Origin of the sequence: Mycobacterium sp. 050128, assembly GCF_036409155.1 — a bacterium.
Taxonomy (GTDB): domain Bacteria; phylum Actinomycetota; class Actinomycetes; order Mycobacteriales; family Mycobacteriaceae; genus Mycobacterium.
In genome coordinates this window covers 1787611-1813730 of record NZ_JAZGLW010000001.1, presented here as the reverse complement: position 1 = coordinate 1813730, position 26120 = coordinate 1787611, and the positions used below count along the sequence as shown (strand labels likewise).

Annotated in this window: 24 protein-coding genes; 7 read left to right on the top strand and 17 right to left on the bottom strand. The window is 65.5% G+C overall.

Annotated features, from left to right (window positions below):
* Window positions 1-111 precede the first annotated feature (111 nt).
* On the top strand, window positions 112-780 hold the full coding sequence (locus SKC41_RS08765; RefSeq protein WP_330977271.1) for a hypothetical protein: 669 nt from the start codon (window positions 112-114) through the stop codon (window positions 778-780).
* Window positions 781-851: 71 nt separating this feature from the next.
* On the opposite strand, the gene SKC41_RS08760 is transcribed toward SKC41_RS08765, so the two are convergent.
* The 3 genes from SKC41_RS08760 to SKC41_RS08750 form a co-directional block, all read right to left on the bottom strand.
* The gene (locus SKC41_RS08760; protein WP_330977270.1) at window positions 852-1115 is read right to left on the bottom strand and encodes a hypothetical protein; all 264 of its coding nucleotides are present in this window, start codon (window positions 1113-1115) and stop codon (window positions 852-854) included.
* Window positions 1116-1533: 418 nt separating this feature from the next.
* Window positions 1534-2328, bottom strand: a complete 795-nt coding sequence (locus SKC41_RS08755) for a bestrophin-like domain (protein WP_330977269.1) — start codon at window positions 2326-2328, stop codon at window positions 1534-1536.
* 171 nt (window positions 2329-2499) lie between these two features.
* Window positions 2500-3867 carry an FAD-binding oxidoreductase gene (locus SKC41_RS08750; protein WP_330977268.1) on the bottom strand — a complete coding sequence of 456 codons (1368 nt, stop codon included), beginning with the start codon at window positions 3865-3867 and terminating at the stop codon, window positions 2500-2502.
* 162 nt (window positions 3868-4029) lie between these two features.
* On the opposite strand from SKC41_RS08750, the gene SKC41_RS08745 reads away from it, so the two are divergent.
* Together SKC41_RS08745 and SKC41_RS08740 are read left to right on the top strand one after the other, a co-directional pair.
* Window positions 4030-4572, top strand: a complete 543-nt coding sequence (locus SKC41_RS08745) for a TetR/AcrR family transcriptional regulator (RefSeq protein ID WP_330978804.1) — start codon at window positions 4030-4032, stop codon at window positions 4570-4572.
* The gene (locus tag SKC41_RS08740) at window positions 4569-6077 is read left to right on the top strand and encodes an MFS transporter (RefSeq protein WP_330977267.1); all 1509 of its coding nucleotides are present in this window, start codon (window positions 4569-4571) and stop codon (window positions 6075-6077) included. The genes SKC41_RS08745 and SKC41_RS08740 overlap by 4 nt, the downstream gene beginning before the upstream one ends.
* Before the next feature lie 9 nt (window positions 6078-6086).
* Here SKC41_RS08740 and SKC41_RS08735 read toward each other — a convergent pair whose 3' ends face one another.
* The 5 genes from SKC41_RS08735 to SKC41_RS08715 all read right to left on the bottom strand — a co-directional run bounded on the left by SKC41_RS08735 (window position 6087) and on the right by SKC41_RS08715 (window position 10601).
* Window positions 6087-6782, bottom strand: coding sequence for a type 1 glutamine amidotransferase domain-containing protein (locus tag SKC41_RS08735; RefSeq protein WP_330977266.1), 696 nt, complete (start codon window positions 6780-6782; stop codon window positions 6087-6089).
* 82 nt (window positions 6783-6864) lie between these two features.
* Entirely contained in the window at window positions 6865-7020 is a 156-nt protein-coding gene (locus SKC41_RS08730; RefSeq protein WP_090607761.1) for a hypothetical protein, read from the bottom strand.
* Between the two features lie 72 nt (window positions 7021-7092).
* Window positions 7093-8025 carry an HpcH/HpaI aldolase/citrate lyase family protein gene (locus SKC41_RS08725; RefSeq protein WP_330977265.1) on the bottom strand — a complete coding sequence of 311 codons (933 nt, stop codon included), beginning with the start codon at window positions 8023-8025 and terminating at the stop codon, window positions 7093-7095.
* Between the two features lie 13 nt (window positions 8026-8038).
* Window positions 8039-9223, bottom strand: a complete 1185-nt coding sequence (locus SKC41_RS08720) for a CaiB/BaiF CoA transferase family protein (protein ID WP_330978803.1) — start codon at window positions 9221-9223, stop codon at window positions 8039-8041.
* A complete protein-coding gene (locus SKC41_RS08715; RefSeq protein ID WP_330977264.1) occupies window positions 9216-10601 on the bottom strand; it encodes an LLM class flavin-dependent oxidoreductase in 1386 nt (461 codons plus the stop codon). The genes SKC41_RS08720 and SKC41_RS08715 overlap by 8 nt, the downstream gene beginning before the upstream one ends.
* Before the next feature lie 67 nt (window positions 10602-10668).
* Between SKC41_RS08715 and SKC41_RS08710 the strand changes: the two genes are divergently transcribed.
* From SKC41_RS08710 to SKC41_RS08700, 3 genes are all read left to right on the top strand, one after another.
* Window positions 10669-11328 carry a GntR family transcriptional regulator gene (locus tag SKC41_RS08710; RefSeq protein WP_330977263.1) on the top strand — a complete coding sequence of 220 codons (660 nt, stop codon included), beginning with the start codon at window positions 10669-10671 and terminating at the stop codon, window positions 11326-11328.
* Between the two features lie 69 nt (window positions 11329-11397).
* Window positions 11398-15336, top strand: a complete 3939-nt coding sequence (locus SKC41_RS08705) for a Pls/PosA family non-ribosomal peptide synthetase (protein WP_330977262.1) — start codon at window positions 11398-11400, stop codon at window positions 15334-15336.
* The gene (locus SKC41_RS08700) at window positions 15333-16655 is read left to right on the top strand and encodes a M1 family metallopeptidase (RefSeq protein ID WP_330977261.1); all 1323 of its coding nucleotides are present in this window, start codon (window positions 15333-15335) and stop codon (window positions 16653-16655) included. The genes SKC41_RS08705 and SKC41_RS08700 overlap by 4 nt, the downstream gene beginning before the upstream one ends.
* A gap of 17 nt (window positions 16656-16672) precedes the next feature.
* On the opposite strand, the gene SKC41_RS08695 is transcribed toward SKC41_RS08700, so the two are convergent.
* The 7 genes from SKC41_RS08695 to SKC41_RS08665 all read right to left on the bottom strand — a co-directional run bounded on the left by SKC41_RS08695 (window position 16673) and on the right by SKC41_RS08665 (window position 24235).
* Window positions 16673-16945: a hypothetical protein gene (locus SKC41_RS08695; protein WP_330977260.1), complete on the bottom strand. Its 273-nt coding sequence runs from the start codon at window positions 16943-16945 to the stop codon at window positions 16673-16675.
* Window positions 16946-17063: 118 nt separating this feature from the next.
* The gene (locus SKC41_RS08690) at window positions 17064-18566 is read right to left on the bottom strand and encodes a pyridoxal phosphate-dependent decarboxylase family protein (RefSeq protein ID WP_330977259.1); all 1503 of its coding nucleotides are present in this window, start codon (window positions 18564-18566) and stop codon (window positions 17064-17066) included.
* Window positions 18563-19942, bottom strand: a complete 1380-nt coding sequence (locus SKC41_RS08685) for an aminotransferase class III-fold pyridoxal phosphate-dependent enzyme (RefSeq protein WP_330977258.1) — start codon at window positions 19940-19942, stop codon at window positions 18563-18565. The genes SKC41_RS08690 and SKC41_RS08685 overlap by 4 nt, the downstream gene beginning before the upstream one ends.
* A gap of 274 nt (window positions 19943-20216) precedes the next feature.
* Complete coding sequence (locus SKC41_RS08680; RefSeq protein WP_330977257.1) at window positions 20217-21188, bottom strand: LLM class flavin-dependent oxidoreductase; 972 nt, start codon at window positions 21186-21188, stop codon at window positions 20217-20219.
* A 1-nt stretch (window position 21189) separates the two neighbouring features.
* Window positions 21190-21675: a VOC family protein gene (locus tag SKC41_RS08675; RefSeq protein ID WP_330977256.1), complete on the bottom strand. Its 486-nt coding sequence runs from the start codon at window positions 21673-21675 to the stop codon at window positions 21190-21192.
* A gap of 22 nt (window positions 21676-21697) precedes the next feature.
* Window positions 21698-22957, bottom strand: a complete 1260-nt coding sequence (locus SKC41_RS08670) for an MBL fold metallo-hydrolase (protein WP_330977255.1) — start codon at window positions 22955-22957, stop codon at window positions 21698-21700.
* 9 nt (window positions 22958-22966) lie between these two features.
* On the bottom strand, window positions 22967-24235 hold the full coding sequence (locus tag SKC41_RS08665) for a sulfotransferase family protein (RefSeq protein WP_330977254.1): 1269 nt from the start codon (window positions 24233-24235) through the stop codon (window positions 22967-22969).
* Between the two features lie 47 nt (window positions 24236-24282).
* On the opposite strand from SKC41_RS08665, the gene SKC41_RS08660 reads away from it, so the two are divergent.
* On the top strand, window positions 24283-25182 hold the full coding sequence (locus SKC41_RS08660) for an IclR family transcriptional regulator (RefSeq protein ID WP_330977253.1): 900 nt from the start codon (window positions 24283-24285) through the stop codon (window positions 25180-25182).
* Here the strand turns inward: SKC41_RS08660 and SKC41_RS08655 are convergent.
* Window positions 25172-25558, bottom strand: coding sequence for a DUF2237 family protein (locus tag SKC41_RS08655; protein WP_330977252.1), 387 nt, complete (start codon window positions 25556-25558; stop codon window positions 25172-25174). The genes SKC41_RS08660 and SKC41_RS08655 overlap by 11 nt on opposite strands.
* A gap of 81 nt (window positions 25559-25639) precedes the next feature.
* Window positions 25640-25972 carry a PE domain-containing protein gene (locus tag SKC41_RS08650; protein ID WP_330977251.1) on the bottom strand — a complete coding sequence of 111 codons (333 nt, stop codon included), beginning with the start codon at window positions 25970-25972 and terminating at the stop codon, window positions 25640-25642.
* Window positions 25973-26120: the final 148 nt, after the last annotated feature.

The following is a 26120-nucleotide window of genomic DNA, read 5'->3' as shown; positions in this document are numbered from 1 at the left end:
CGTGGACTACGGCCCGGTCAGGCAGACTGAGCCACGTGGAAATGAGCACGTCCGGGTGCACACGCGGACAGACGCGTCAGCGTACGCGCCAGGAAGACTGGCGGTAGTGCCATGAGTTGGGAGACCTTGCTGTCGACCACTCTCGTGCCGGTCGCGTCCGTTCTGTCAACTGCGACGGTGGCGATCTGGACGAAGCGCATCGACGCCAAAACCAAGCGAGAGGACCGAGACCACCAGCTGGTCCTCGACTACGAGAAGCGGGCCGGGGAGGACAAGAAGGCCGTGCTGAAGCGTCTCATCTCCGCAACCCTTCATCTCAAGCGCGGGGCAGAACCCCTCGCGGGCACCGAAGTCACTGAAGAGAGCATCAGCCGGAGGCGGGCGGCGGCCACCAGAGAGTTGTACGAATTCCGCGCACGGCTGGGCCTCGACGACGGAGTCGCCGAGTTGATGATCTACGCCGCCGAGCCGGTTCGTGACCTCACCGAATTGATCCTCGACGAATGGGACCGCCAATTCCGCGAGCATGGCTACTCGCTGACGCAACTGGATGCGTGCAAGGAGCAACTCCAATCCGCCGTCGACGTTGCTCAAAATAGCGATGAGGCGATGATCGAACGGAAGCGAAAGTGGTCTGCGCTCAAGGACGAAGAAGCTTCGTTTCTCAAACAACTCGGCGATGAGTCGGCCCTTGACGTCGACGCGCTGGTGGAGCTGTGCAACCGCTTGTTGAAAGCCGCCCACACCGACCTCCGCGGTGGCTACGGCATACCGAAGTGACCGATGGCGCACGCGGTCGTCGACGCAACGCGAGCGCCACCAAAACGCTCGGTGGTGCGGCGCCAGTTGTCCTAGCAGTTCAAGGGCGGGGGCTGGTCACGCGGGATCGTGTCACGGTTACACAGGCCTGATTCTCCGCGCGGAGCGGGCGGGTGCAGGGTGGCGGTGATCGTCGGGGCTGGGCCAGGGGTGTTGGGCGGTGCGGGGTCTGCATTGGCGATTGCCGCGGTCAGTCCTGTAGCAGCCATCCCCAACCCGCCGGCGAGAACGGCTCTGGCGGCCAATATTTTCAGTTTGGGCGCAGTGGTGCGGCCGATGTGGTGAGTGGTGGTCATGAAGTTTCCTTTGTGGTCGCCGCCCGGGGTGGGCCGCCCTCCAGGTGGGACCTCCCCCGCGAGTCGGACAGTTTTTCTACGACTGTTTCGAAGACCGCTCAGGGCGGAGCCGGAGTTCCCGGCAGTGGGGGTGCGCCCACACCTAGGTAGAGACTATTCGACAGGCAGGGGCTGTGTTCCGCTTTACGTGGAATTTGAGGTGGTGTTCACGATATCGAGCCTTGCAGTGCGGGCCCAGGCAATCGGAGATGCCTGCGCAACCATGAACGCCATTGCACGCCAACGCCGGGAAGGCGCCGCCGCCGTGGTTTTCAAACCATTGTGAGAGTGCATAATTCGGGGAACGTGCGACGAAAAATTTTGATAGGTTTTGTATTTGACTTACTCGACCGAAGTAACGCCCTGTCAACCTGCCCGACTACGCTGACGGGGCGGACAGGGACTGGATAGCCGCGCCCAGTGACTCCGGGGACGTAGCGGTGTCGCCGATGTAGGGGTGGGCAAGTTCCACGACGAGGAACAGGTCGGTGGCCAGCAGCACACCCACGGTCGCGACCAACGCGTAGTGAACGGTGGGTTTCTCGACGCCGTAAACCAAGGCACCGCCGAGGACTAGCCCGCTGGTCAGGAAGAAGACTGTCCACATCGACCAGGGCAGGCCGTTGTCAGTGCGGGCCCGGAGCGTCCGTTCGGTACGTGCCTGACTGATCTTGTGGAGGGAATCGAAAGAGGTAGCGAGGTAAGTCTTTTGGGTATCGGTGCGCGGCTGGACTTGGTCGTATGCAGACCGGAGATGCTGCAGCGCTTGACCGGCCGCAGGGTAGGTTTGGCCGTGTGCGACCAGCGGCCACTCTATTACCGCCGCGCGTTCATAGTCCAACAGCGCCCCGCGGATTCGGTCCCGGTCGCCCTTGTCGAAGACGGTGAGGTCGTCGGCCATCTGTACCGCCGTCGCGCCCTCGACCCGCATGTCGTCATCGGCGGCATTGTCCTGACCCCACATCGCGGTAACGATGAAACCGGTGAAGAACGCGTACACGAAGCCGACCAACATGAAGGCGAACTGTGTCACCTCGCTGCGCTCGTCCCCCCTGACTCCGGGGAACCGGCGCCGAACGTACATCAGGGCGAGCACTGCCCCGCCTGCGATGAGGACGTTGAGTCCGAGTAGTAGCAACCACGACGGGACGTTGCTCACGATCCAACCACTCACAAGCCACACTCCTTCCACGCATCGCGCCGCAAACCCCAGTCCTGATGTTCGCGCTGCGGGGCCGCGGCATTGTTAGAGCTGATCACGGGACAATCCTTCTGGTACTCCGCCGAAACGATGAACAGGTCGCAGTCCCCGCACCGGCGGCCTCATCGCCCCTCAGTACTTGGGTCAGCATGTCGCCGGTGGAATGCTCTGCTCGTAACGAAACATGTTGCCGGGGTCGTACTTTGACTTGACCGCCCGCAGCCGGTCGAGGTTGTCGCCCCAGTAGGCCGTGGCCCAGTCAGCCATGCCCGCGTTCGGCACGTTCACGTAGGCTCCGGCCACGTAAGGCTGCAATGATTCGCTGAACTCCGCAATCCAGGCAAGTGCTCGCGCGGTCAGCTGCTCATCGGCGGCGGGTCCACCGCGAACGCCCCAGCCGACACCGGGTTCAGCGTAGAACAACGCGTCGCGATGGGCGAACACCGAGCCGCCGGCGGGCTCGCTGGTCTTGACGGCTCCACCGAAAGCGTTGGTGAAGTAATTGCAATCCGGCGACGGGGCTTTCGCCATGAACCGACCGATCAACTCGATCGCGGCGGCCGGAAATGGTTGAATGATGAACTGCGAAGTGAACTTCCAGTTCGCGGGCTCCTCCGGAGTGGGTATCTGGAAGTCGGCGTAGGTGTCGGCCCACGGTGCGGTTGTAGTGGTTATGCGAGGCTTTCCGACCGTCAGGATGGGCGCCAGCAGCTCGGTCGCCTCGGTGCCCGACCCTGCGCAGAGAGCCGCTATCAACTGGATTTCGCCGCAATGGATCTCAAGCTGGCTAGTGAGGCGGCTGTCGGTGTTCGGTGCCGAGTGTTGCCAGGCGTCGAAGACTTCAGGTAGGTCGCTGAGCCCTGCCCAGGTCGCTACCACGTAGGTGACGTGTGATAGCGGGTGGACCTGGTACGTCAATGAGGTGACGATGCCGAAGTTGCCGTTGCCGGCGCCGCGCAGAGCCCACATGAGGTCCGCGTGGGAGGTGTCATCGACGGTGATCGCCTTGGCCCCGTTGCCCTTGTCCGTCACGACGATCTCGGCCGCCATCAGGTTGTCGCTTGCCATGCCCAGGCTGCGGGTGAGCAGGCCGAAGCCGCCACCGAGGGTCGCGCCGACCAGGCCGACCGTGCCTTCCGTGCCGGTCGGTGCCGCGAGTCCGTGAGCGCCGAGCGCGGTCACCGCCTCCAGTTGAAGAAGCCCCGCCCCAACGGTCGCACGACCTGAGACCGCGTCGATCTGGGCCGACTTAAGCCCGCTGACATCGATGACCAAGCCGCCGTCGACAGCCGACCAGCCCTCTAGGCAGTGGCCCCCGCTACGCGCTCGAACGGCGACATCGTTGTGTTGTGCCCACTCAAGGGCGTTGACGACATCTGTTGTGTTGCTGCAGAAGACGATAGCTTCGGGGTAGCGGGAGTAAAGATGGTTCCATCCGGTGCGCGCCACCTCGTACCGGGGATCACCGGCACCTACAACGTCACCGGTGAGCCGGCTGGCGGATGCGGTCATGTCTGTCACCTCGGCAATGCTCTGTCATGCAGTCCCTCGCCTCGGTGGCCGTGGCACAAACTGTACGGCTCTTACGATCTTTCCGTTGGCGTTTCGTCCATGCGCGGATGTACTTTTGTCTTGTTTGAGACGTATATGTCTCATCTGAGCTATGATCGTAGCATGACACTGGATCGTGAACATGTGTTGCGCGCCGCAGCCGACTTCCTCGGACGGCGGCCGAACGCTACCCAGGACGAGATTGCGGCGGCCGTTGGCGTCAGCCGTGCGACGCTGCATCGCTACTTCTCCGGCCGCGCTGCGCTCCTCGAGGCCCTTGACGAGTTCGCGACCGACCACTTGTGCGAAGCGCTGAAAAGCGCACGCGTGCAGGATGACTCGGCCGCAGCTGCGCTGCGTCGCTTGGTGGCTGCTTGTCAACCGGTGTCTGGGTACCTCAACCTGCTTTATACGCAGAGCCAGGATTTCGAAACCAATCAGCCCAAGCAAGCGTGGGCGGAAATCGACGCCGAGATCAGGGAACTGTTCCTGCGCGGTCAGCGGGAAGGCGAATTCCGCCCCGACCTGAACGCGTTCTGGCTGACCGAGGCGTTCTTCAACCTGATGGCCGGCGCTGCGTGGGTGGTCTCGGTCGGGGGTGCCGGCCATCGGGAATTCACCGGTATGGTCACCGAGCTGCTGCTGCGCGGGGTAAGTCGGCCGTGACGCGCGCTTGGCCGGCGCTGGCGGTCCTCACCCTGGGGGTGCTACTGATCGGCGTCGATGGCACGGTACTGGCCCTTGCCATCCCCTTCATCGGTCGGGATCTCGGGACCGCGGCAACGCAGGTGTTGTGGATCGGCGAGATCTACTCGTTCGTGCTTGCTGGTCTACTTGTCACGATGGGCAGCCTCGGTGACCGTATTGGCCACAAAAAGTTGTTGCTTTGTGGTGCAACGGCTTTCGCTGTTGCCTCGGTGGCGACGGCATACGCGCCGACCGCTGGGCTGCTGATCGGCGCGCGGGCGCTGTTAGGCGTGGCCGGGGCAACGCTGGCACCGTCCACTCTGGCGTTGATCCGCGTTCTGTTTCATCAGCCACGGGAACGCAGTGTGGCCGTGGGTATTTGGGCCTCCGCGTTTTCGGCAGGCACCGTGTTAGGTCCCGTGATTGGAGGGGCTCTGCTGGAACATTTCTGGTGGGGCTCAGTATTTTTGATCAATGTCCCGGTGAGCCTCGTGTTGTTGGTTGGCGGCCTGGTGCTGCTACCCGAGCAGCGCAACCCAACGCCTGGGCCGTGGGACATGCCCAGCGTCGGGCTGTCAATGGTCGGGATGCTCGGACTCGTTTACGCCCTCCAGGAAGGGGCCGCGCATGGGATCCGTGCCGACATCGTGGCCGCAGGGGTCGTCGGGCTTGCCTCGTCCGCGCTGTTCGTCCGCCGACAACTCAGGCTGCCTGCCCCGCTGATCGAATTACGACTGTTCAGCAATCGCACATTCTCGGCAGTAATCGTCGTCAACCTGTTGGCGGTGCTCGGCCTATCTGGCGTGGTGTACTTCCTATCCCAGTTCTTCCAGCTGGTGATGGGATACAGCCCGCTGAAAGCCGGGCTGGCTGAGCTGCCGGCGGCAGCGAGCGCGACCTTGTTCGGCCTGCTGGCCGGGGTAGCGATGTGCTATTCGTCGCAGCGCGCGATCCTCTCGATCGGTCTGACGCTGGTAGGTTTTGCGATGGCGTCGCTCGCGATGATCAAGCCTTCCATCACCTACCCGCACCTCGCCATCGCCCTTTTTGTCCTCGGCATCGGCCTGGGCCTGGCCTTCACCGCGGCCAGCGACGTCATCCTCAGCAGCGTTGCGCCAGAGCGAGCAGGTGCCGCGGCGGCGGTGTCGGAGACCGGCTACGAGCTGGGCATGGCACTCGGTATCGCGACACTGGGTTCCATCGTGACGGGCGTCTTCCACGCGCTGGCGATTCCGCCCGGCGCCCCTGACGCGGTCACCGCGCATGCCGGGGACTCGCTGCCCAGCGCCATCGAAGCGGCGAAGCAGCTTCCCGCCGACCAGGCGCTCGCCGTGGTGACGGCCGCAAAGTACGCCTTCAGCAGCGGCCTGGCCATCGCCGCGGGCGTCGGATCGGTAATCCTGCTGGTGTCGGCAGCTGCTGTATGGCTACTACTCAGGTCGTCACCCGCGGCCATTGCGAACGGAAATAATTGCGGGTCCTGAACCGAGCGATCAACGCGGCAGGACTTCGAGGACCTTTTCGGCGAGCGGTCCGGCCGAGGCGGGGTTTTGCCCGGTGTAGAGATTGCGGTCCGTCACCGTGAAAGGCTTCCACTTTTCGCCTTTGACGAAGTCGATGCCCGACTTAACCAGTTCGTCCTCGACCGTCCACGGCGCCTTCTCGAGGAGTCCGACACCGTCCTCTTCGTCGTTGGTAAAGGCAGTGACCCGGTAGCCCGCGAAGGGCGTGGTGCCGTCGCGGCGGGTGGCCAGGATTGCGGCCGGTGCGTGGCAGACGATTGCCAAGGGCTTGCCTGAGGCAAGCGCCGCGATGAGCAAACGGCCGGAATCGGCGTCGTGCCATAGGTCTTCCATCGGGCCGTGGCCGCCGGGGTAGTAGATGGCGTCGTAATCGTCCAGGCGGGCGTTGGCGAGTTGGATTGGGGCACGCAGCTGTTCGGCGGAACGCAGGATTCCTTCCAGCTTTTCGGCGATCTCCACGCTGCCGGCCATCGACGGCCGCAGGCTCATCACGTCCACATACGGCACCGTGCCGCCGGGCGTGGCCACCACGATCTCGTGGCCAGCCCGGCTGAGCGCGTCGTACGGGGCCGCAAATTCCTCGGCCCAATACCCGGTCGGATGTCGGGTGCCGTCTTTCAGCGTCCAGTAGCTCGATGCGGTGACAACGAACAGGACTTTTGCCATCAGAGGGTCACTTCCCTTGTCACAGCAGGCCCGCACGCGGGTATTCGGTGCGGGTCCTGCCGGTAATCAAGCGAAGATAACCCTAGAACCAGACTTTGCGGCCGGCAACCGGACGTCCGACCGCCCCCAGGATCCACAAGACGACACCGATCAGCACCAGGATGCCGCCGATCGTTTCGAGGATCGGAATGGCCGCGAAGTAGCCGATGACAACGAGGATGATGCCCAAGACAATCACGTCGTGCCCCTTTCTATTGGGCGTCAGTCGAATTGATCACTGAGACGACTACCCCGCCGCGTTCGCGTTCAATCAGATGTGCGCCGATTCGTTGCCTAGCTGCGCTTTTACCAGCGCGGCGCGCGCCAGCGTCTGCTGCGCCTGCTTGACGTGGGCGGCGTCGACCAACACCCCGTTGACTCCGACCGCTCCACGGCCCTTGGCCTCGGCCTCCCGGTAGGCGGCCACATTGGCTTCGGCGCGGGCGATCTCGTCGGCGGTCGGCGCGTAAACGCCATTGGCGATGGGGACCTGGTCGGGATGGATGGCCCACTTGCCGGTATAACCGAGCAGTGCCGCGCGCCGCGCATCACGCTCGTATCCGGACAGGTCTCGGTAGTCGGGATACGGCGCGTCGATCGCGTCGATGCCGGCGATGCGCGCAGCGACGATTACCTTGTTACGCGCATAAGCCCAGAATTCACCGGGGTATTCGCCGAGCGGGGCGAAGTTGGTGTCCACCCGCGCACCCTGTGACAGCGAGAAGTCGCCCACCCCGAAGATCAGGGCATCCAAACGAGGGCTGGCCGCGGCGATCTCCTCGGCGTTAGCGAGGCCCTCCACTTCCTCGATCAGAACCTCGAGCCGAATTCGCTTGCTCAGGCCAAGTTTCGACTCCAATTGAGTGAGCAGGACGTCCACCCACCAGACATCGCGGGCGGTGCGGGCTTTCGGGATGATGATCGTGTCGAGGTTCTCGCCCGCCTGGGTGACGACGTCGATCACGTCGTCGTGGCACCATTGAGTGTCCAGGCCGTTGATCCGGATGGCGCGTGCGGTGCGCCCCCAATCGATATCGTTCAGCGCCGCAATAACTTTGGCACGCGACTGGACTTTGGCGCCGACGGGGGTTGCATCCTCGAGATCAAGGAACACCAAATCCGCCCCCGAGTTGGCGCCCTTCTCGAACATGTTGTCGTTGCACGCTGGCACCGCAAGTTCGGAACGCCGGAGAAGATCAGTCATTGATTTCCTTTTGTCACAACACGCCGCGGGCGCGCAGATCGTCAATCTCGTTCGGAGTCAAGCCGAGTAGCTCGCCATAAATTTCATTGTTGTGTTCACCGAGGCTGGGTCCAAGATGGTCCACTGTTCCGGACGCCGACGAGAAGCGTGGAACCGGGGCCTGCACCGTCATCGCCCCGAGCTGCTCGTCAGGGACCGAGATGAACACCTCCCGATGAGCCAGCTGCTCGTCGGCGAGTAGATCCCGGATGTCGTAGACCGGCGCCGCGGCGACCTCGTGGGCTTCGAAACTCCGCATCGCTTCCGAAAGTGTCTTGGTGGCAACCCAATCCGCTACCACGGTATCCACCTCACGGGCCCGGGCCAGCCGGCGCTGAGGGTCGGAGAAGTCGGGGTCGGACAGCAGGTCGTCTCGGCCGATGGCGCGAAACACCCTTAACGCCAAGGCCGGTGAACTGCCGGACATGGCCAGCCACCTCCCGTCAGCGGTTCGGTAGGTGTTGCGCGGAGCCGAAATATCCCAGCGATTGCCGACACGCTCAGGCACCAAACCCAATTGGTCGTAGCCCAGCAGCGTCTGCTCCAGCAGGCGCGCCAGCGGGTCGATCAGGTTGACATCGATCAGCTGCCCCGGCGCACCATGCACGTCGCGGTGATACAACGCCATCATGACCGCGTAGGTGGCGTTCAACGAGGCGACGCCGTCCGCCAACATGAACGGGGGCAGCGTGGGCGGTCCGCCGGCTTGTCCGGTGATGTGGGCGAACCCGCTCATCGCCTCGCCGAGCGTGCCGAAGCCCGGGCGCTCACTCTTCGGTCCGGTCAACCCGTACCCGGTGATGTGCAGCATCACGATCCGGTCGTTGACCGCGCGCAGGTTCTCGTAGTCCAGGCCCCATTTGCGCAACGTCTGCGGCCGGGTGTTGAAGATGGCGACGTCGGCACGCTCGACCAGCCGGCGCACCATCGCCTGACCCTCGGCACACCGCAGATCCAGGGTGATCGCTCGCTTGTTGCGCGATAAGGACTTCCACATCAGCCCGACGTCCTCGCGCTGATTGCCCCACCCGCGGATCGGATCGCCATGCCGCGGGTCTTCGACCTTGATCACATCGGCGCCGAATTCGCCCAGGTACGTCGCAACCAGCGGGGCGGCCGCCAACGTCGCGAGGTCGAGCACTCGCACACCCTCAAGCATTTGCACCGGCACCCACCCGTGCGTTCGAGGGCCGTTGCAGCCCAAGGTGTCCCCGCAATGTCGAGGACTCGTACTCGGTGCGGAACAGGCCACGTCGCTGCAGCTGCGGAACGACCATCCGCACCACGTCTTCGAATGCCCCGGGCAGATGCGTTGCGGCCAGCACGAAGCCGTCACACGCCCTGCTTTCGAACCAGTCCGCCATCTGATCGGCGACCTGCTCGCCGGTACCGACGAAGCGCGGTCCCTGCAGCAGCGTCGCGCGATGGCCGGCCAGATCGCGGACGGTCACTGGGCGCCCGCCGCCCCCAGAAGAGATGTGGGAGCGCAGGTTCTGCACCAGTCCGCGAATTCCGGAGGACGACGCGATCAACTCGTCGGTGACGGGATCGTCCAGATCGTGTTGCGCGAAGTCGTAATTCATCAACTCCGACAACAGTGTCAGCGATGCCATGGGATGAACCAGTTCGTCGAGGAACACAGCTTCGCGCTCCGTGGCGTGGGCCTCGGACTCGCCCACCACAGCGTAGGCCATCGGGCAGATCCGAACCGCGCCAGGATCGCGCCCGGCGTCGGCGATGCGCGCTTTCTGGTCGGTATAGTGACTGCGTGCGACCTGGATGCCCGGGTCTCCGGTGAAGATCAGTTCTGCCCAGCGCGAGGCGAATTCGCGTCCGCGCCCCGACGAGCCGGCTTGGATGATGACCGGTCGCCCCTGCGGAGAACGCGGCACGGTCAGCGGCCCGCGCGACGAGAAGTACTGCCCGACATGCCCAAGCTCGTGCACCTTGCCCGGATCGCCGTAGCGCCCGGACGCCCGGTCGTGCAGGATCGCATCGTCCTCCCAGGTATCCCAGAGCCCGGCCACCACGTCCATGAACTCGTCGGCGCGGTCATAGCGTTCGTCGTGGCCGAGGTGGGCATCGACGCCGAAGTTCTGCGCCTCGCTGTCGTTGACGGAAGTGACCACGTTCCAGGCGGCCCGGCCGCCGGATAGGTGATCCAGCGTGGCGAAGGTCCGGGCGACGTGGAACGGCTGGTAGTAGGTCGTCGAATAGGTCGCGCCCAGTCCGATGCGCGACGTGGCCTGCGCCAGCACGCCGAGCACGATGCTGAGATCCAGCTTGACCGGACGGGCTCCGTAGGACACCGCCTCGGCCACCGATCCCCCGTACACGCCCGGCATCGCCAGCCGATCGTCGAAGAACATCAGATCGAAGCAGCCTTCCTCGAGCTGGCGGGCGATCTTGGCGTAGTACGAAGCGTCGAGGTAACCGTGTTCGGTCGCCGGGTGTCGCCACGACCCCGCATACACCGAGGTGCTGCCCGCCTGCATGAAAGCGACCAGGGTCATCTTGTCTTGTCGTCGATCAGCCATACCCGAAACTTAACATCTGATATTTCAGATATCAAATGTTAGATGTGTCATTTGGTAGCATTCCGGAATGACTTCGATCTCGAAGATCGACATCTCCGGCACCGTGCGCGAACGGGCCGCCCGCGAACTCAGGGACCGCATCCTCACCGGTGCGTTGTCCGCCGGCACGCGAGTCGACCTCGACGCCATCACCGAGGAGTTCGCGACCAGCCGGACCCCGGTCCGCGAGGCGTTGCTGGAACTCTCCTTCGAAGGTCTCGTTCAGATCGCGCCACGCAGCGGCATCACCGTGATCGGCATCAGCCCCACCGACGTCATGGACAGCTTCACCATCCTCGGCGTTCTCACCGGACAGGCCGCCGCCTGGGCCGCTCAGCGCATCGAACCGGGCGAGCTAGAGATGCTGCGCAAGCTCGCCACGGATGTGGTGGCGCGCTCCGGTGACGACAGCATCGGCGAGGCCAACTGGCACTTTCACCAGAAAATCCACCGCGCCGCGCACTCCCCGCGGCTGATGACGCAGATCAAACAAGCCGCGCGCGTCGTGCCGAGCAACTTCCTCACCCTGTTTCCCGACCACGAGAAACATTCGCTCGACGAGCACCGGGAGCTGCTCGACGCACTTGGCGACAAGGACGTCGAACGGTCCCGCACGATCGCCGAGCGCCATGTGCTGGACGCGGGGCGCTCGCTGGCCGACTGGCTCGAACAGCGCCGCACCGCCTGAGACGCACCCGGCCGCTACACGCGGCGAGCGCTTGCCGGCGCGGCGCCAAGATTTGAGTATTTTCGTGGGGTGTCTTCGACTTCTGGGCCTCCTGTCCCCGCACGAGTCCCAGCGCAGTACACGCGCTCGCCTGCCGCTCCGAGCCCGCGCACGCTGATCGACATCCTGTATGCAACCGCCGCGCGCTACCCGGACGCGACGGCCATCGACGACGGCGCCGTCCAGCTGACCTACAACGAACTGATCGGCGACATCGAGGCCAGCGTGCAATGGCTGGCCGCTCGCGGCATCGGGCGCGGCGACCGAATCGGGATCCGGATGCCGTCGGGCAGCTACGCCCTGTACGTGGCGATCCTCGCAACGCTGGCCACCGGCGCGGCATACGTGCCCGTCGACGCCGACGATCCCGACGAACGCGCCGAGTTGGTGTTCGGTGAGGCCGGTGTCGTGGGCGTCATCACCGAGGCGGGCCTGCTCCGGGGCGTCGGCCTGTCGCGAGGCTGGCGGGCCACGGCGCCGCTGGCCCGCGACGACGCCTGGATCATCTTCACGTCCGGATCGACCGGCACGCCGAAGGGTGTCGCGGTGACGCACCGCAGCGCCGCCGCGTTCGTCGACGCCGAGGCACAGATGTTCTTGCAGGACAACCCGATTGGGCCCGGCGATCGGGTACTGGCCGGGCTGTCGGTGGCGTTCGACGCGTCGTGCGAGGAAATGTGGCTGGCCTGGCGCCACGGTGCCTGCCTGGTTCCCGCGCCCCGCTCGCTGGTGCGCAGCGGGATGGACCTCGGTCCGTGGCTTGTCACCCGCGACGTGACCGTGGTCTCGACGGTGCCGGCGCTGGCGGCGCTGTGGCCCAGCGAGGCGCTGGAAGCGGTGCGGCTGTTGATCTTTGGTGGTGAGGCCTGCCCGCCGGAGCTGGTCGAGCGGCTCGGCCCAAGCATGCAAGACGGCCGCGAAGTCTGGAACACCTATGGGCCGACCGAGGCAACGGTGGTGGCGTGCGCGGCGAAACTCGGTGGCCCCGGCCCGATCAGCATCGGGCTGCCGCTGCCCGGCTGGGATCTGGCGGTCGTCGACGCCGACTGCCTGCCGGTCGCCTACGGCGACGTCGGCGAGCTGGTCATCGGTGGGGTCGGCCTGGCTCGCTATCTGGACAAGGACAAGGACGCGGAAAAGTACGCCGCGATGCCGTCGCTGGGCTGGGCGCGCGCCTACCGCAGCGGCGACCTGGTTCGGCTGGAACGCGACGGGCTGTATTTCTGTGGCCGCAGCGACGACCAGGTCAAGGTCGGGGGCCGGCGTATCGAGCTGGGCGAGGTCGACTCGGCGTTGGTGCACCTGCCCGGCGTCAGCGGCGCAGCAGCCGCAGTACGCCACACCGCCACCGGCACAACGGTTTTGGTCGGCTATCTTGTCAGCGCGGATCCGGAGTTCGACCTGGGCGAGGCGCGCGCCCGGCTTGCCGCACAACTGCCCGCCTCGCTGGTGCCGCGGCTGGTCCGGGTGGCGGAGCTGCCCACCCGCACGTCGGGCAAGGTCGACCGCGACGCACTGCCGTGGCCACCGCCGGGCGGCGAGTCGGACGAAGCGATCGATCTGGGCGGCACGACTGGCTGGCTGGCCGGGTTGTGGCGCGACTTGCTGGGTGCGGCGGTCGACACCGCCGAAGCGGACTTCTTCGCACTCGGCGGCGGCTCACTGGCGGCTGCGCAACTCGTTGCCGTGCTGCGCCAGCGGTACCGGCAGGTGACCGTTGCCGATCTGTACGACCACCCCCGGCTGGGCTCACTCGCCGGGTTCCTCGACGAGCTCGAGGCGCCGCCGGAGGTCGCCGTGCGAGCGGTCTCCCCGACGCCGTGGCTGGCGCGCCTCACCCAAACCGTGCTCGCCGTGCCGCTGGCGACGCTGGCGGCGCTGCCGTGGTTGGTGTGGCTTGCGCTGGGCAACAACGTCGCTCGCGCCCTGCACGTGGTGCCGTGGACGGTCGCGGTGAACTGGTGGCTGATCGCGGTGGCGTTCGTGTTGTTCGTTACCCCCTTGGGCCGCATGGGCATTGCCGTGCTTTGTGCACGGGCGTTGCTGTCGAAGGTACGGCCGGGTACCTATCGCCGCGGCGGGTCGGTGCACCTGCGGATCTGGTTCACCGAACGGCTCTCCGAGGCCAGCGGCGCGCACAACCTGTCCGGAGCGCCGTGGCTGGTGTACTACGCCCGCGCCCTCGGGGCCGACATCGGCAAGGGTGTCGACCTGCACTCACTGCCGCCGGTCACCGGGTTGCTCACCCTTGGTCATCGCTGCGCGGTCGAACCCGAAGTCGACCTGTGCGGTCACTGGATCGACGGGGACGCATTCCACGTCGGCGAGATCACGATCGGTGACGACGCGACGGTCGGTGCCCGCAGTACGTTGCTGCCCGGTGCGGTCGTCGGCAAGAACGCCGACGTGGCGCCGGGCGCGGGCGTGCTGGACAAGATCAAGAACGGCCAGTACTGGAAGGGCTCGCCGGCGGTGAAATCCGGCCGGGTCAACCACCCGTGGCCGGACGAACGGCCGGCGCCCCGCGCGCATTGGGTCGCCATGTACGGGCTGACGTCGATACTGCTGGAGGCGCTGCCGCTGGTCGCGGTGGGGAGCGGGCTCGCGGTCATCGGGCTAGGCGTGCACCACACCGATCGGCTGTCGCAGGCGGTGGTGCCGGCGCTGCTGTGGACACCGGTCGCGACGGTGACCGCGCTTGCGGTGTACGCGCTGTTGACGGTGCTCGGGGTGCGAGTGTTGTCGCTGCGGCTGCGCGAGGGTTATCACCCGGTGCGCAGCCGCGCCGGCTGGCAGCTGTGGACCACCGAACGCCTGATGGACGCCGCGCGCAACTATCTGTTCCCGCTGTATGCCAGCCTGCTGACGCCGATGTGGCTGCGACTGCTGGGTGCGAAAGTCGGCCAGGGGACCGAGATCTCGACGGTGTTGCTGACGCCGAAGTTCACCGTGATCGAGGACGGCGCGTTCCTGGCCGACGACACAATGGTCGCGTCGTACGAGCTGGGCGGCGGCTGGATCTACGCGGCGACGACGACGGTCGGCCGACGCGCGTTCCTCGGAAATTCCGGCATCACCCAGCCCGGTCGCCGTGTTCCCGACGACGGCCTGGTGGCGGTGCTGTCGGCCACGCCGCCCAAGGCCAAGCGTGGCTCGTCCTGGCTGGGCAGCCCGCCGACGCGGTTGCGCCGTCGTCCGGCCGAGGCCGACGAGACGACCACCTACGACCCGCCGCGGCGATTGAAGGCGATGCGGGCGGTGGTGGAGACGTTGCGGTTGCTGCCGGTGATCGTGTCGGTGGCGATCGGGTTGGCGGTGCTCGGCGGATTGCAGGCGCTGGCAAGGATATTCGGCATTTGGTGGGCGGCGCTGGGCTCCGGGCTGGTGCTACTGGCGGCGGGTGCGATCGCCGGTGGCATCACGATCGTCGCGAAATGGCTTCTGGTCGGCCGCATAAAGGCGAGCGAATATCCGCTGTGGTCGTCGTTCGTGTGGCGCAACGAAGTCGCCGACACGTTCGTCGAAACCGTGGCCGCGCCGTGGTTCGCCCGGGCCGCCAGTGGCACGCCGGTCCTGAATCTGTGGCTGCGTGCGTTGGGCGCCCGGATCGGGCGCGGCGTCTGGTGTGAATCCTATTGGCTCCCTGAGGCGGATCTCGTCACGCTGGGCGATGGGGCGACCGTCAACCGCGGCTGCGTGGTGCAGACACACCTGTTCCACGACCGGATCATGCGAATGGACAGCGTCGTGCTGGAACCCGGTGCGACGTTGGGTCCGCATTGTGTTGCGTTGCCCGCCGCCCGGCTCGGCGCCGGCGCGACGGTGGGGCCCGCGTCTCTGGTGGTGCGTGGTGACAAGGTACCGGGATCGACACGCTGGCAAGGTAATCCGATCAGGCCGTGGAATCCCGGTCGTAAGAAGGCGCGTAAGGCCGCCTCGGCACGCGGCGTTCAGGACACCGCGGCGTGAAAGCTTCCGCGAAGAAGGCGCTGCCGCCGGATCCGATCGACGAGTATCTGCCGCACAACGGCAATGCCGGGTATCAGGTGTCGCGGTATGAGCTGGATCTGGACTACAAGGTCGCGCTGAACCGGCTGGCCGGTTCGGCAACGATCACCGCCGTCACGCTGACCGAATTGCAGCAACTGACGCTCGACCTGGCAGCCGCGTTGACGGTGTCGAAGGTATCGGTGAACGGTAAACGCGTTGACCAATTCTCCTGCCGTGGTGGAAAATTGCGTATCCGGCTTCCCTCGAAGCTGCCAACCGGGGCCGCGTTGTCGATCGTGGTGCGATACGGCGGTTCGCCGCGGCCGCTGCGTTCGCTGTGGGGAAACGTAGGTTTCGAGGAGCTGACCGACGGCGTGCTGGTCGCCGGGCAGCCCAACGGCGCCGCGTCGTGGTTCCCCTGCAACGACCACCCCAGCGCCAAAGCCGCGTTTCATCTCCAGGTCAGCACCGAAAGCCGGTACCGGGTGATCGCCAACGGCCAGCTGCTCTCGCGCCGGGCCCGCGCCTCGCGGACCGTATGGACCTATGAGCAGCGCGAGCCGACGTCGACCTACCTGATCACGCTGCAGATCGGCGACTACGAGATCCGACGGCTGGCGCGCACACCGGTGCCGATACAGGCCGCACTGCCCCACCGGCTGCGCCCGAACTTCGATCACGACTTCGCCCGCCAGCCCGAGATGATGAAGTTGTTCATCGAGCTGTTCGGACCGTATCCGCTGGCGGCCGGGTACACGGTCGTGGTCACCGACGATCCGTTGGAGATACCCCTTGAAGCCCAAGGCGTTTCGATCTTCGGCGCAAACCATTGCGACGGCACGCGGTCCAGCGAACGGCTGGTCGCCCATGAACTGGCGCACCAGTGGTTCGGCAACTCGGTGACAGCGGGCCAATGGCGCGATATCTGGTTGCACGAAGGATTCGCGTGCTACGCGGAGTGGTTATGGTCAGAGCGCAGCGGCGGGCCCAGCGCGGACGATCTCGCGAAGCTGCACCATGCGCAGCTGCGAACCGAGCCGCAAGACCTGCTACTGGCCGATCCGGGAGCACGCGATATGTTCGACGACCGCGTATACAAACGCGGTGCGCTGACACTGCACGCGCTGCGCGGACGGCTGGGCAGCGATAAATTCTTTGCGCTGCTTAAGGATTGGACGTCGCGGCATCGTCACGGCACCGCCGTCACCGACGACTTCACCGGCCTGGCAGCCAACTACTCCGAGGAGTCGCTGCGGCCGTTGTGGGAGGCGTGGTTGTACTCGACCGCAGTGCCGTGACGATTTAGGGGCGAGGGTCAGCCCCCACCGCCTCCGGCGGCTCCACCTCCCCCGGCCCCACCGGCCGGTCCACTACCGGTTCCCCCACTACCCGGCACATTCTCGCCGCCCGAACCCGTACCCGGTTGCATCGGTGCGGGTGCCGGCTGGTTGGACGACGTCGGCGACGGTGTCGGTGCTGCGGGCGCGGCTACCGATTGACTGATGCCACTACCGCAGGCGATCCCCAGGCCGAGCACGGCCGCACCACCGAGCAGTGCGAATCCTCTTTTCAGGTAGCCATTCTCCATCGAACACCCCATTTCTCACGTCGGACCTACCTGCGGTACCCGTTCTGCAGGCGCTCAATCGCCGGAAGTGCCGTGGGAATGAGGAATGCGACGTCAGGTCCTCGAATCAGAACTCAAACTAGACCCGGTTGAGCTGTGTCGCCCCTGCCGTGGCGATGGTGTTGCCGCAGTCGGCGATGCGCTGCACGAGATCTCGGGCACGGTCAGGTGTGCATACCGGATTGACGAACGTGAGCTTGAGCGCGGTGGCACCGGCGACTCGGGTCCGCCCGATCAGGGCCTGATCGGTGTCCACCAGGTGCTGGCGGATGGCGATGTTGACGTGGTCTCGCTCGACGGCGGAGGTGTCTGGCCCCGCCCAGCGCAGGATGACGGTGTTAGTCGTGCACGGACTGATCAAGTCGAGATGAAGATGAGCGGCCACCGCATCGCCCGCGGCACGGGCGGCCTCGACAGTGCGGTCAATCATCGTGGCGACGGTGTCGAGCCCCAATGACCGCACCGTGACAAGAACTTTGAGCGCATCAAATCGGCGGGTGGTCTGCAGCGACTTGCCGACGTGGTTCAGGATGTCTCCGTCGTCGTCGTCGGCGGGGTTGAGGTAGTCGGAGTGACTGCGCATGACGTCCAGGTCGTGTCGTTGCCGCACCAGGAGAGCGGCACAACTGATCGTCTGGAACAGCAGCTTGTGGAAATCGACGCTAATCGAATTCGCCGCGCTAATGCCGTCGAGCAGGTTGCGGTGCCGTTCGCTCAACATCAGGCAGCCGGCGGCGGCAGCATCGACGTGAGCCCAAATACCCTGCACCGCAGCAATTTCAATGGCGTCGGCAAGCGGGTCGATAGCCCCCCGATTAGTCGTGCCCGCGGACAGCACCACCGCGATGACTTGCTCGTCGCGCAATCGAGAAGCGTGCAGCAGCTCCCTCAACGAGCTGGCGTCCAGGCGGCCGCAGGCGTCGGTACCGGCGGGAAGAATTGCCGCCTTGCCGAGGCCCAGCAGCCGGGCGGCGGTCAGCACCGAAAAGTGCGCGTCGTCGGTGCAGACGATGCGCCACCGACGCGCATCGGGCGGCAGACCGTCCGCGGCGATATCGACTCCCAGGGTCCGGGCCGCGAAATTATCGCGTGCCAGCATCAGGGCCTGCACGTTGGATTGCGTTCCCCCACTGGTGAAGACGCCGTCGCCGTCTGCGAGATCGAAGACCTCACACAACCAGTCGATCACGAATTGTTCGATCACCGCGGCGGCCGGACCCTGGTCGAATGAGTCCATCGATTGGTTCAGCGCGCACAGCATTGTCTCTGCGGCAAGACTCGCGATGGCCGGTGGGCAATGTAAGTGTGCGACGTAATTCGGATTGGATACCGCGGTCGAGTGCGGCGCGACGAGTGCCGCCGTCTCCTCCAGCACAGCCGACAGGCCGAGACCGGTCCGCGGCACCACTCGGAAGGCTGCCAAAGTTTCCCGCAGCGCCGCGGCTCCCTGGATGAACCCGGGCCGGGCGGGGCGCAAACAGCCGGCCGCAACATGGCCCGCCGCCTCATTGACCGCTTCCAGGTAATGCTGAGCTCCCGCGAAAGTGAGAAACTCACTCTCGAAGGCGGTGTCGCCGCTCATGCGGAATACTCCGGCACCGCACCCGGCCATTCTTGGCCGGTGCGTACCAGATGCTCCACGTGGTCCATGGCCGTGTGGAATCGTTCGAGAATGTCGTCGATCTCGCGGTCGGTGATGGTCAATGGCGGCATGAATCGGACCACGTTGTCGTATTCACCACCAACTTCGACGATGAGTCCGGCTGCCAGGCAAGCTTTTTGGATCTCGGTCGCCAGCCCCGGAGCCGGCTGGCCGACGCCCCGCTGGTCACAACCGGCCATTGGGTCAATGATCTCCACGCCGGCCATCAGACCGATGACGCGCACGTCGCCGGCGGTGGTGGCCTGCGCGGCGATAGCGCACAGCCCCTCGCTCAGGCGAACGCCCATCTCGGTGACGTGCGCGGCGATGCCGGCTTGAGCCGCATATCGCAGCACCGCGCTCGCCGCGGCGAACCCGAGCGCATTGCCGCGGAACGTCCCCGTGAACGCGCCCGCGCCCCAGACGTCAAATCGGCGCCGGATCACCAATACCGCAATGGGGATTCCCGAGCCTAATCCCTTGGAGATCGCGATCATGTCGGGCTCGACATCGCAGTGTTCGAAGGCCCACGGCCGGCCCGTCCGGTATGTGCCGGCCTGCACCTCGTCCGCGATGAGCGGGATCTGGTTGGCCGTCGCTGCACGCCGCAACGCCTGCGCCCAGGCGGGCACGGCCGGAATTACACCGCCCTCGCCGAGCACGAATTCGGTCAGCAACGATGCGGGAGCGCGCAGGCCACTATGCCGGCTGGCAAAGAGGCGCTCCACGGCACTGATCGCCAAGTCGGTCCCGGCCTGTCCGCCGAGATCGAACGGACAGCGGTACTCCTGGGGGTAGGGCAGGAAGTGGGCGGCAGTAGACAACGTGACTGGCTGGCGGCGCAGCCCGCCTCCCGAACTGAGGGCACGAGCGGCCCTGCTGCACCCGTGAAACCCGCCTTGCATGCCTATGTGTTCGTGACCACCGGTCGCGATCTCAGCCAACATCAGCGCAGCCTCCACGGCGTTAGCTCCGCTCGGCGAGCAGAGATGAACTACGCAGTCGTCGGCCAGGCCCGGCGGCAGAGTAGCCAGCAGGTCTTCGACGAACGCATCGCGCAGGGGATGATGGAAGTCCAGCGTCAACAGCGGTGTGCCGGAATCCAGTGTTCGCCGCAACGCCTGGGTCACGACGGGGTGGTTCCACCCCAGTGACATCGAGCCTGCGGCGCACAGACAGTCCAGATACCACCGGCCCGAGATATCGCGAACGCGCGCGCCCTGTGCCTCGACGGGTGTGATAGGGATACGCCGCGAGTTGGAACTGGCACCAGACTCGTGCAGACGATGCCCGGACGACAATGCGCTATCGGTCATCGACGATCCCTTTCGTGGTGCCTATGGGTCTGCTATACCGAATCCTGTTGCTGTACATGCGAACTTGCACCACAAAGGTCGCTGACTAGACCGGATGCCACGCTCAAGAAACGGTCGCGTCAGTCGACGTTCGCCAGCTCAAAATAGCCAGAAATTCGTTTTGCACGAGCGGTTTGTGACATTCGGCGGCAATTTAACAACCTGTTGCACCGGCGTTCATGCAATGGGTGCACGGGCTCGTGGGCGAATGGCCGGATGCTGCGGGATCTGAGCCTCATTGCAGCGCGGGCAACACGGTATCGGTCAGCAGCTGGACCGACTTCCATGCTTCGTCGACGGGCATGCCGCCCACCAGCGGGTGCAGCACCAGGGGTCCGAAGTCGTCGCTGCCGCGGATTTCGGCGACCAGCTCGTCTGGAGTCAGGAAGCGGTATCGCCCGGATGCTCGGACCTCGTCCAGGGTCCGGACGCCGGGCAGGTGCATCAGGGATCGTTGGTCGGTTGACCATTGCCCGTAAGTGACCGCCTCCCAAAGGATGTGCTCCCCGAGCTCGGCCCATGCCCGGTCGGGATCCTCGTGCAGGTAGATCATTCCGCGGTTGATGGGACCGGGCATCAGGATGAGCGGCTTGATGCCTGCACCGGCGCACAGTTCGCGGTAATAGGTGGCGATCTCGGGCAGATGGTCGGCCAGGCTGAGCGGCAGCCCGAATCGCGCGGCCCGCCGGGCGGTGGCGCGGGCACCGCCACCGACGTACAGCGGCGGATGCGGCCGGCTCCAGGTACCGGCGCAAATTCCCGCGTCCGCCCCGACACCCGACCAGACCGACAACATGCGTTCGACCAGGACGTCCATCAGCGCGCCCCGCTGACTGAAATCCATTCCGAGTGAGTCGTATTCGACGGTGCGGTAGCCCAGGCCCACTGTGGTGTGCAGCCGGCCACGGCTCATGTTGTCGACGAGCGCAATGTCTTCGGCGAGCCGGACCGGGTTCCACAACGGCCCCAGCGCGCAGTCCACGCTGGCAATCATCGTCGAGGTGCGCGCCAGAAACATGGCCGCAGCCATGATCGGGTTGCAGCTCCAGCCGTGGCCGGTGGCGTGGTGCTCGTCGACGCTGACCGACGTTATGCCGTGCGACTCACCCCATTGCGCCAATTCGAGCGCGGCGGACAAGAGCTTGCTCTGGGTGCGCGGTTCTCCTTGCGGCGACGCGAAATTGAAGCGCAGCACTGTCAATACCATGTCAGGCTCCGGTTGGGCCCGGCGCGGCGATGGACTCCACGAACGCGGTGAAGTCGGGAAACAGCGCGCGGTCGACGATCTCGATGCGGGTGCCGAACGCGTCGATGTAGTAGGCGAACATCCCGAACTCGACGTCCGGTAATTCTCCGGTCATTTCGAAGGTGAAGCCGTTGTCCTCCAACGCGCGCGCGGTCTCGGCGAGGTTGTCGGTGAAATAGCCGATGTGGTGCACCGAGTTGCCCGGTGCGGCGGTCCACGGAGTTCCGGGAACCTCCTGGACCAGTTCGATGTGTGGGCTCTGCACGGAGTAGACGATCGTCGAGGTCAGGTCGCGAACGCCGGCGGTGGTGCGGAAGGGCAGCGTATAGCGAAGCGGGGTGATCCACCGGTAGCCGACTAGTGCGGTGAGGCGGGCCATTGCGGCGTCGAGGTCGGGCACCACGATGCCGGTGTGATAGAAATCCTTGGGCTGCAACACAAATGTCATAGTGATGTCCCTTCCCGTGCCGTCACGAGTTGCTCGCTATTTGCCGCGAGAGCCAGGCCCGTTCCCAGAAGTTGGTGGTACTGCTCAGCAGACTTTCATGCGCATCCCGCAGCACTTCGCGTGCCCCCGGGTGATCGGGCTCCGTCGTGGTGACGAGCTCGGCAAGGTGGATGGCATGCAAGGGCCGGCTTTCGGTGAGGTGTGCTCGTGCTCGGCCGACCAGCGCATCGGCGCCGGCCAGTTCCACCACGTCGGCACCGACGGCGTCGAACCCGACGGGATACAGCTCGGTGGTGGACCGGTGATGGAACCAGCCGGAGTAGTTCTCCCACACCGCCCGCACATCCCAGGAGACTTTTCCATAGCCTTGGCCCACTTCGTATTCCGCGGGCAAGGTGATCTCGCGCATCAGGGTCTGGACATCTTTTCCGGCGTTCATACCGGCCACCGTCTGGTCGTGGATGTACTCGATGGCATTGCGCAGGCGACTGAGCTCGTGATGGATGCGGTCCGCGCCCGCGATCGGTTCGAAGTGGCCGGTCACCAGCAGTTCTGGCTGTAGGTCGCGCACCCGCTCGACCGATGCGATCGCGGTCAGGGCGTCCCGGTAGCGGTCGCCGCGGATCGTGACCAGGTTGGGAATGTGACCGAAGATCGGGCCAAAGGTATTTCCGCACAGACATATTCGCTCGTTGGGCAGCCAGATGACCAACGAGTCGGTGGTCTCGCCACCGGGGACGGAGATCAGCTCCAGTCGTCGTCCGCCGACGTCGAGGGTGAGCGCGTCTTCGAAGTCGAGGTCGACGGTGGGGATGCTCTGGGCGGGTAGCCGGGTGGTACCGAGACGGCGCTGGATGGCCTGGATTCCCGTCGCCAACGTGTCGGAGAAGGCGAACGCGCTGCGGCTCGCGCGGTACCGGATAAGGCGCTCGTTGTCGTCTCGCCACTGGGTCCAGTTCGCCTGGGCGACAACGGTTGTGTCGGGATCACGAACGCTGTCCAGGCCGCCGACGTGGTCCACGTGGCCCTGGGTGAAGATGACGTAGCGCACCGGTGAGGAATCGACAGCGTCGAAGTTGGCCCGATGCACCGGTCCCTCGAATCCCATGCCGGTGTTGACGATCACCCGACCGTCGCCGGTGGTCAGCAGGTACGCGTTCGACAGGCCGGGCGAGCACCAGAGTCCCTCGGCGATCTGTTCAGCCTGTTCGGCGGCCGCGGGCCGCAGCCCATCGGCGCCGGGTCTGCTGCGGTAGACCGGTTCAAAGTCTTGGGCGCTCATCGATGCTCCTCATTCGGGGCGGACGTCGAATCGGTCGAAGTAGAAGTCGAACCGCCCACGCAGTTCGTCGGCCGAGACGCCGAAGTGCCGTTGCAGGTCGTAGCGGATTCGCCCGTGCTTGCCGCGCGGGTTGCCGTCGAGATACTGCTGAAATCGCCTGCGCACCTTCGGTGTCAGTTCGACCCCAGCACGGCGGTAAAGCTCGTCGAGCACCGGCAATTCAGTGCCATTGAGCTGGTGGAAATTGACGTCGATGCTGCGGTCGGACGACACCAGGTCGCGGTCGCGGACACACGCGCTCAGCAGTCGGTGCACCCGATCAGTCCAGTAGTCGAGAAGCCACCCAGGATCGATACTCTTGCGGCGCAGCCGATCCGAGTAGGCCATCATCGTGATCGCCGACTGCACGACTGCGACGGGATCGCGGTGCGTGAACGCGACCGTCGCATCGGGAAAGGTCGCCATCAGCGGGCCGAGTTGCTCGCAATGCTGGGGACTCTTGAGGATCCAGGTCTGCGGGCCGCGCAGAAACGTCAGCGCCTGCAATACCTTCTTCAGATACGCGTAGTGCCGGGTCTGGTCGAGCGCGAGGTAGAAGTCGCGCCAATCCGGCACGCGGGCATGCCATTCCAGGACGTAGCTCGCCAGGTCCAGATCGAGGAGCTCGACCTCCTCCTCGATCGCCTCGGGGAACCGGTCGTGCATGGCGGCCACCACGGGCGCGCTGACCATCAGGGCGTCGTGTTCGGCCTTGGCGCGCGCATAGCGCGGGTCGACGCCGAAAATGTCGGGGCCCTCACCACGCACGGGGATCGGCTCCTGGCTCTCCCAATACGGCAAGGCACGCCGGCGCGGATCTGCGGCAATGAGATTCACCAGGTGGGTGGTGCCGGAGCGCGGCATCCCGACAACGATGAAAGGCCTGTCGATCGGCATGGATTCGATCTCGGGATAGCGCTTGATGAGCTCGGTGAGTGATAGGCGGTTGCGCAGCAGCCGGACCACGCGCTGCCGCAACGTCGACCGGGTGAGCTGCCGCAGGCCGTCGTCGGCTTCGATCGCCGCGACGTGCGCGGCCAGGCGGTCACCGAAACCGTCCGTGTCGCCCAGATCGTCGGCGTCGGCTTGCTCGACGGCCTCCGCGAACATCCGGTCGACGTCGAATTCGATCTGTTTGGCCTCGGTGAATTCCAGAATCTGACGCTGGACATCGGTCAGCTGCGGCGATGTCAGATCGTCGAAATCGAAGTCAGCGATGTCGGGGCCCGCAGAGCCCATGCGACCGCCTCCTCGCGGTGTCGAATATTCGACGTATCATTCGAAATATGACACGGACGGTAGACGCGGAACGGACGCCTCGTCAACCCGCTTCGCCACCGACCGATCGCGTGGTCGCGGTCATGCGGCTGCTCGGGACCCAACCCACGCGAGCGTTCTCCCTCGCGGAGATCACCCGCGAGCTGGGCATCAGCCGCGCTACCGGGCACGCAATCCTGACGACGCTGGCCGCCCATCGCTGGGTGGTGCGTGACATCGACACGGCTGCTTACTCCTGGGGGCCGGGCATTGCGGCGCTGGCGAAGCCGGCCGGCGACCGGGTCTTTCGTCCAGTCTTGCAGCAGCTTGCCGAATCGACAGCGGCACAAGCATTTCTGGCTCGCCGCGAGGGCAACGCCATCGTCGTGACGGATAGCGCCGGCGAATCCTCGTCCGGGATGCGCATCGACCGCGGACTGCGCATGCCGCTGGTCGCGCCGTTCGGTCGCGACTACGTCGCCTGGAGCCCGGCCCCCGCACAGCGCGCCTGGCTGCAGGGTATGGGCAGGCCATCCACCGCGCTGTCCCGGCGAATCACTCTGGTGCTCAGCGACATTCGGCGACGCGGATACACCGTCGAACGGCTCAGCCGCGAATATCTTCAGGTGTATACGGCACTGCGGGCACTGCGCGGCGACGGTGAACCCGACGCCATCACCGCACACCTCGCACGGGCGTTCGCCGACCTCACGGTGATCGACGTGCTGGACGCCGAGCTCACCGAGAACGAGGCGCACAGTATCGCCACTATTTCCGCCCCGATCTTCGACGACGACGGGGTGGTCACGATGTCGATCAGCGCCGCACCCTTCACCGACCTGACCGCGGCCGACGTCACGCGGCTCGGTGAGCAGGTGTGCGCCGCGGCCCGGCGGATCGAACCGCAGATCGCGAGCCCTATAAGTTAGCCAAGTCGTCGGGGACGTCGACTTGATGCTCCAGTAGCGCCTCGAGGGGCACGACCTCGAGCGTGCGTTCGTGGGTGCAGGCCAACACGACCGGCGCGGCGCATCCATCGCGGTGAGCCCGAAGCCAATTCAGGGCGGTCACACACCAGCGGTCACCCGGCAGCAGGCCAGGAAAGCGGTACTCGGGAACCGGCGTCAGCAAATCATTGCCGATGGAACGTTGGTGCTCAAGAAAATCGGCGGTCATCACCGCGCAGATGGTGTGGCGGCCGACATCCTCGGCTCCGCTCGAGCAGCAGCCGTCCCGGTAAAAGCCGGTGAGCGGCTCGGTGCCACATGGCTGCAGCGGGCCGCCGAGCACGTTGAGATCGGACATCTGGTTAGTATCGCGCCGTCGGGGCCGAACTTAGAAGAGACAGCACCGACTGTGTCCTGCGAATTTGCCGTAGTGCTCGTGCTACCCGGCTAGCCGGAAGCCGACCTCGGTGCGGATGTGGCTCAGCCGGCGAGCCGCGACGGCGTCGGTGTCTGCGTAGATCCGGGCAATGTCGACCAGCGCGTTGCCTGTCCGCACCAGTTCCGTGTGCGCCGCGTTGAGCAGAGCCAGCATCTGGGTGGCCTCCGCCCCGAACGCCGCGGCCGCCCGGGCCGAGACCTCTTCGGCGCCGGCGGGAGCCAGCGCGGCCACCGACGGCCCCGCCGCGGCACTGGTCGCAAGTGCCTGCGTTGCGCTGCCGACGATCTGAGTGCCCACGACGGCCACCGCCGGGTCGAAGGACATGGACCGCATCGGCGCACTCCCCGGGTCAGCAAAATGATGTTGACTGCGATAGTAGCACTAGGCAATTATTTGTAGATGCAAAAGTAGTGCTAGGTCAGATATTTGCTTGCCGAGTTTCCGGGCGCCCGCCGCGGCGAATGGACTCACCCGCCGCGGC

What these genes read in the sequence shown, in the direction of transcription:
- SKC41_RS08765 (WP_330977271.1), top strand. Translation starts at nt 112, where the DNA reads ATGAGTTGGGAGACCTTGCTGTCGACCACTCTCGTGCCGGTCGCGTCC.
- SKC41_RS08750 (WP_330977268.1), bottom strand. Translation starts at nt 3,867, where the DNA reads ATGACCGCATCCGCCAGCCGGCTCACCGGTGACGTTGTAGGTGCCGGT.
- SKC41_RS08650 (WP_330977251.1), bottom strand. Translation starts at nt 25,972, where the DNA reads ATGCGGTCCATGTCCTTCGACCCGGCGGTGGCCGTCGTGGGCACTCAG.
- SKC41_RS08695 (WP_330977260.1), bottom strand. Translation starts at nt 16,945, where the DNA reads ATGGAGAATGGCTACCTGAAAAGAGGATTCGCACTGCTCGGTGGTGCG.
- SKC41_RS08735 (WP_330977266.1), bottom strand. Translation starts at nt 6,782, where the DNA reads ATGGCAAAAGTCCTGTTCGTTGTCACCGCATCGAGCTACTGGACGCTG.
- SKC41_RS08760 (WP_330977270.1), bottom strand. Translation starts at nt 1,115, where the DNA reads ATGACCACCACTCACCACATCGGCCGCACCACTGCGCCCAAACTGAAA.
- SKC41_RS08710 (WP_330977263.1), top strand. Translation starts at nt 10,669, where the DNA reads ATGACTTCGATCTCGAAGATCGACATCTCCGGCACCGTGCGCGAACGG.
- SKC41_RS08745 (WP_330978804.1), top strand. Translation starts at nt 4,030, where the DNA reads ATGACACTGGATCGTGAACATGTGTTGCGCGCCGCAGCCGACTTCCTC.
- SKC41_RS08685 (WP_330977258.1), bottom strand. Translation starts at nt 19,942, where the DNA reads ATGACCGATAGCGCATTGTCGTCCGGGCATCGTCTGCACGAGTCTGGT.
- SKC41_RS08665 (WP_330977254.1), bottom strand. Translation starts at nt 24,235, where the DNA reads ATGGGCTCTGCGGGCCCCGACATCGCTGACTTCGATTTCGACGATCTG.
- SKC41_RS08720 (WP_330978803.1), bottom strand. Translation starts at nt 9,223, where the DNA reads ATGCTTGAGGGTGTGCGAGTGCTCGACCTCGCGACGTTGGCGGCCGCC.
- SKC41_RS08670 (WP_330977255.1), bottom strand. Translation starts at nt 22,957, where the DNA reads ATGAGCGCCCAAGACTTTGAACCGGTCTACCGCAGCAGACCCGGCGCC.
- SKC41_RS08725 (WP_330977265.1), bottom strand. Translation starts at nt 8,025, where the DNA reads ATGACTGATCTTCTCCGGCGTTCCGAACTTGCGGTGCCAGCGTGCAAC.
- SKC41_RS08660 (WP_330977253.1), top strand. Translation starts at nt 24,283, where the DNA reads ATGACACGGACGGTAGACGCGGAACGGACGCCTCGTCAACCCGCTTCG.
- SKC41_RS08675 (WP_330977256.1), bottom strand. Translation starts at nt 21,675, where the DNA reads ATGACATTTGTGTTGCAGCCCAAGGATTTCTATCACACCGGCATCGTG.
- SKC41_RS08655 (WP_330977252.1), bottom strand. Translation starts at nt 25,558, where the DNA reads ATGTCCGATCTCAACGTGCTCGGCGGCCCGCTGCAGCCATGTGGCACC.
- SKC41_RS08690 (WP_330977259.1), bottom strand. Translation starts at nt 18,566, where the DNA reads ATGAGCGGCGACACCGCCTTCGAGAGTGAGTTTCTCACTTTCGCGGGA.
- SKC41_RS08715 (WP_330977264.1), bottom strand. Translation starts at nt 10,601, where the DNA reads ATGGCTGATCGACGACAAGACAAGATGACCCTGGTCGCTTTCATGCAG.
- SKC41_RS08680 (WP_330977257.1), bottom strand. Translation starts at nt 21,188, where the DNA reads ATGGTATTGACAGTGCTGCGCTTCAATTTCGCGTCGCCGCAAGGAGAA.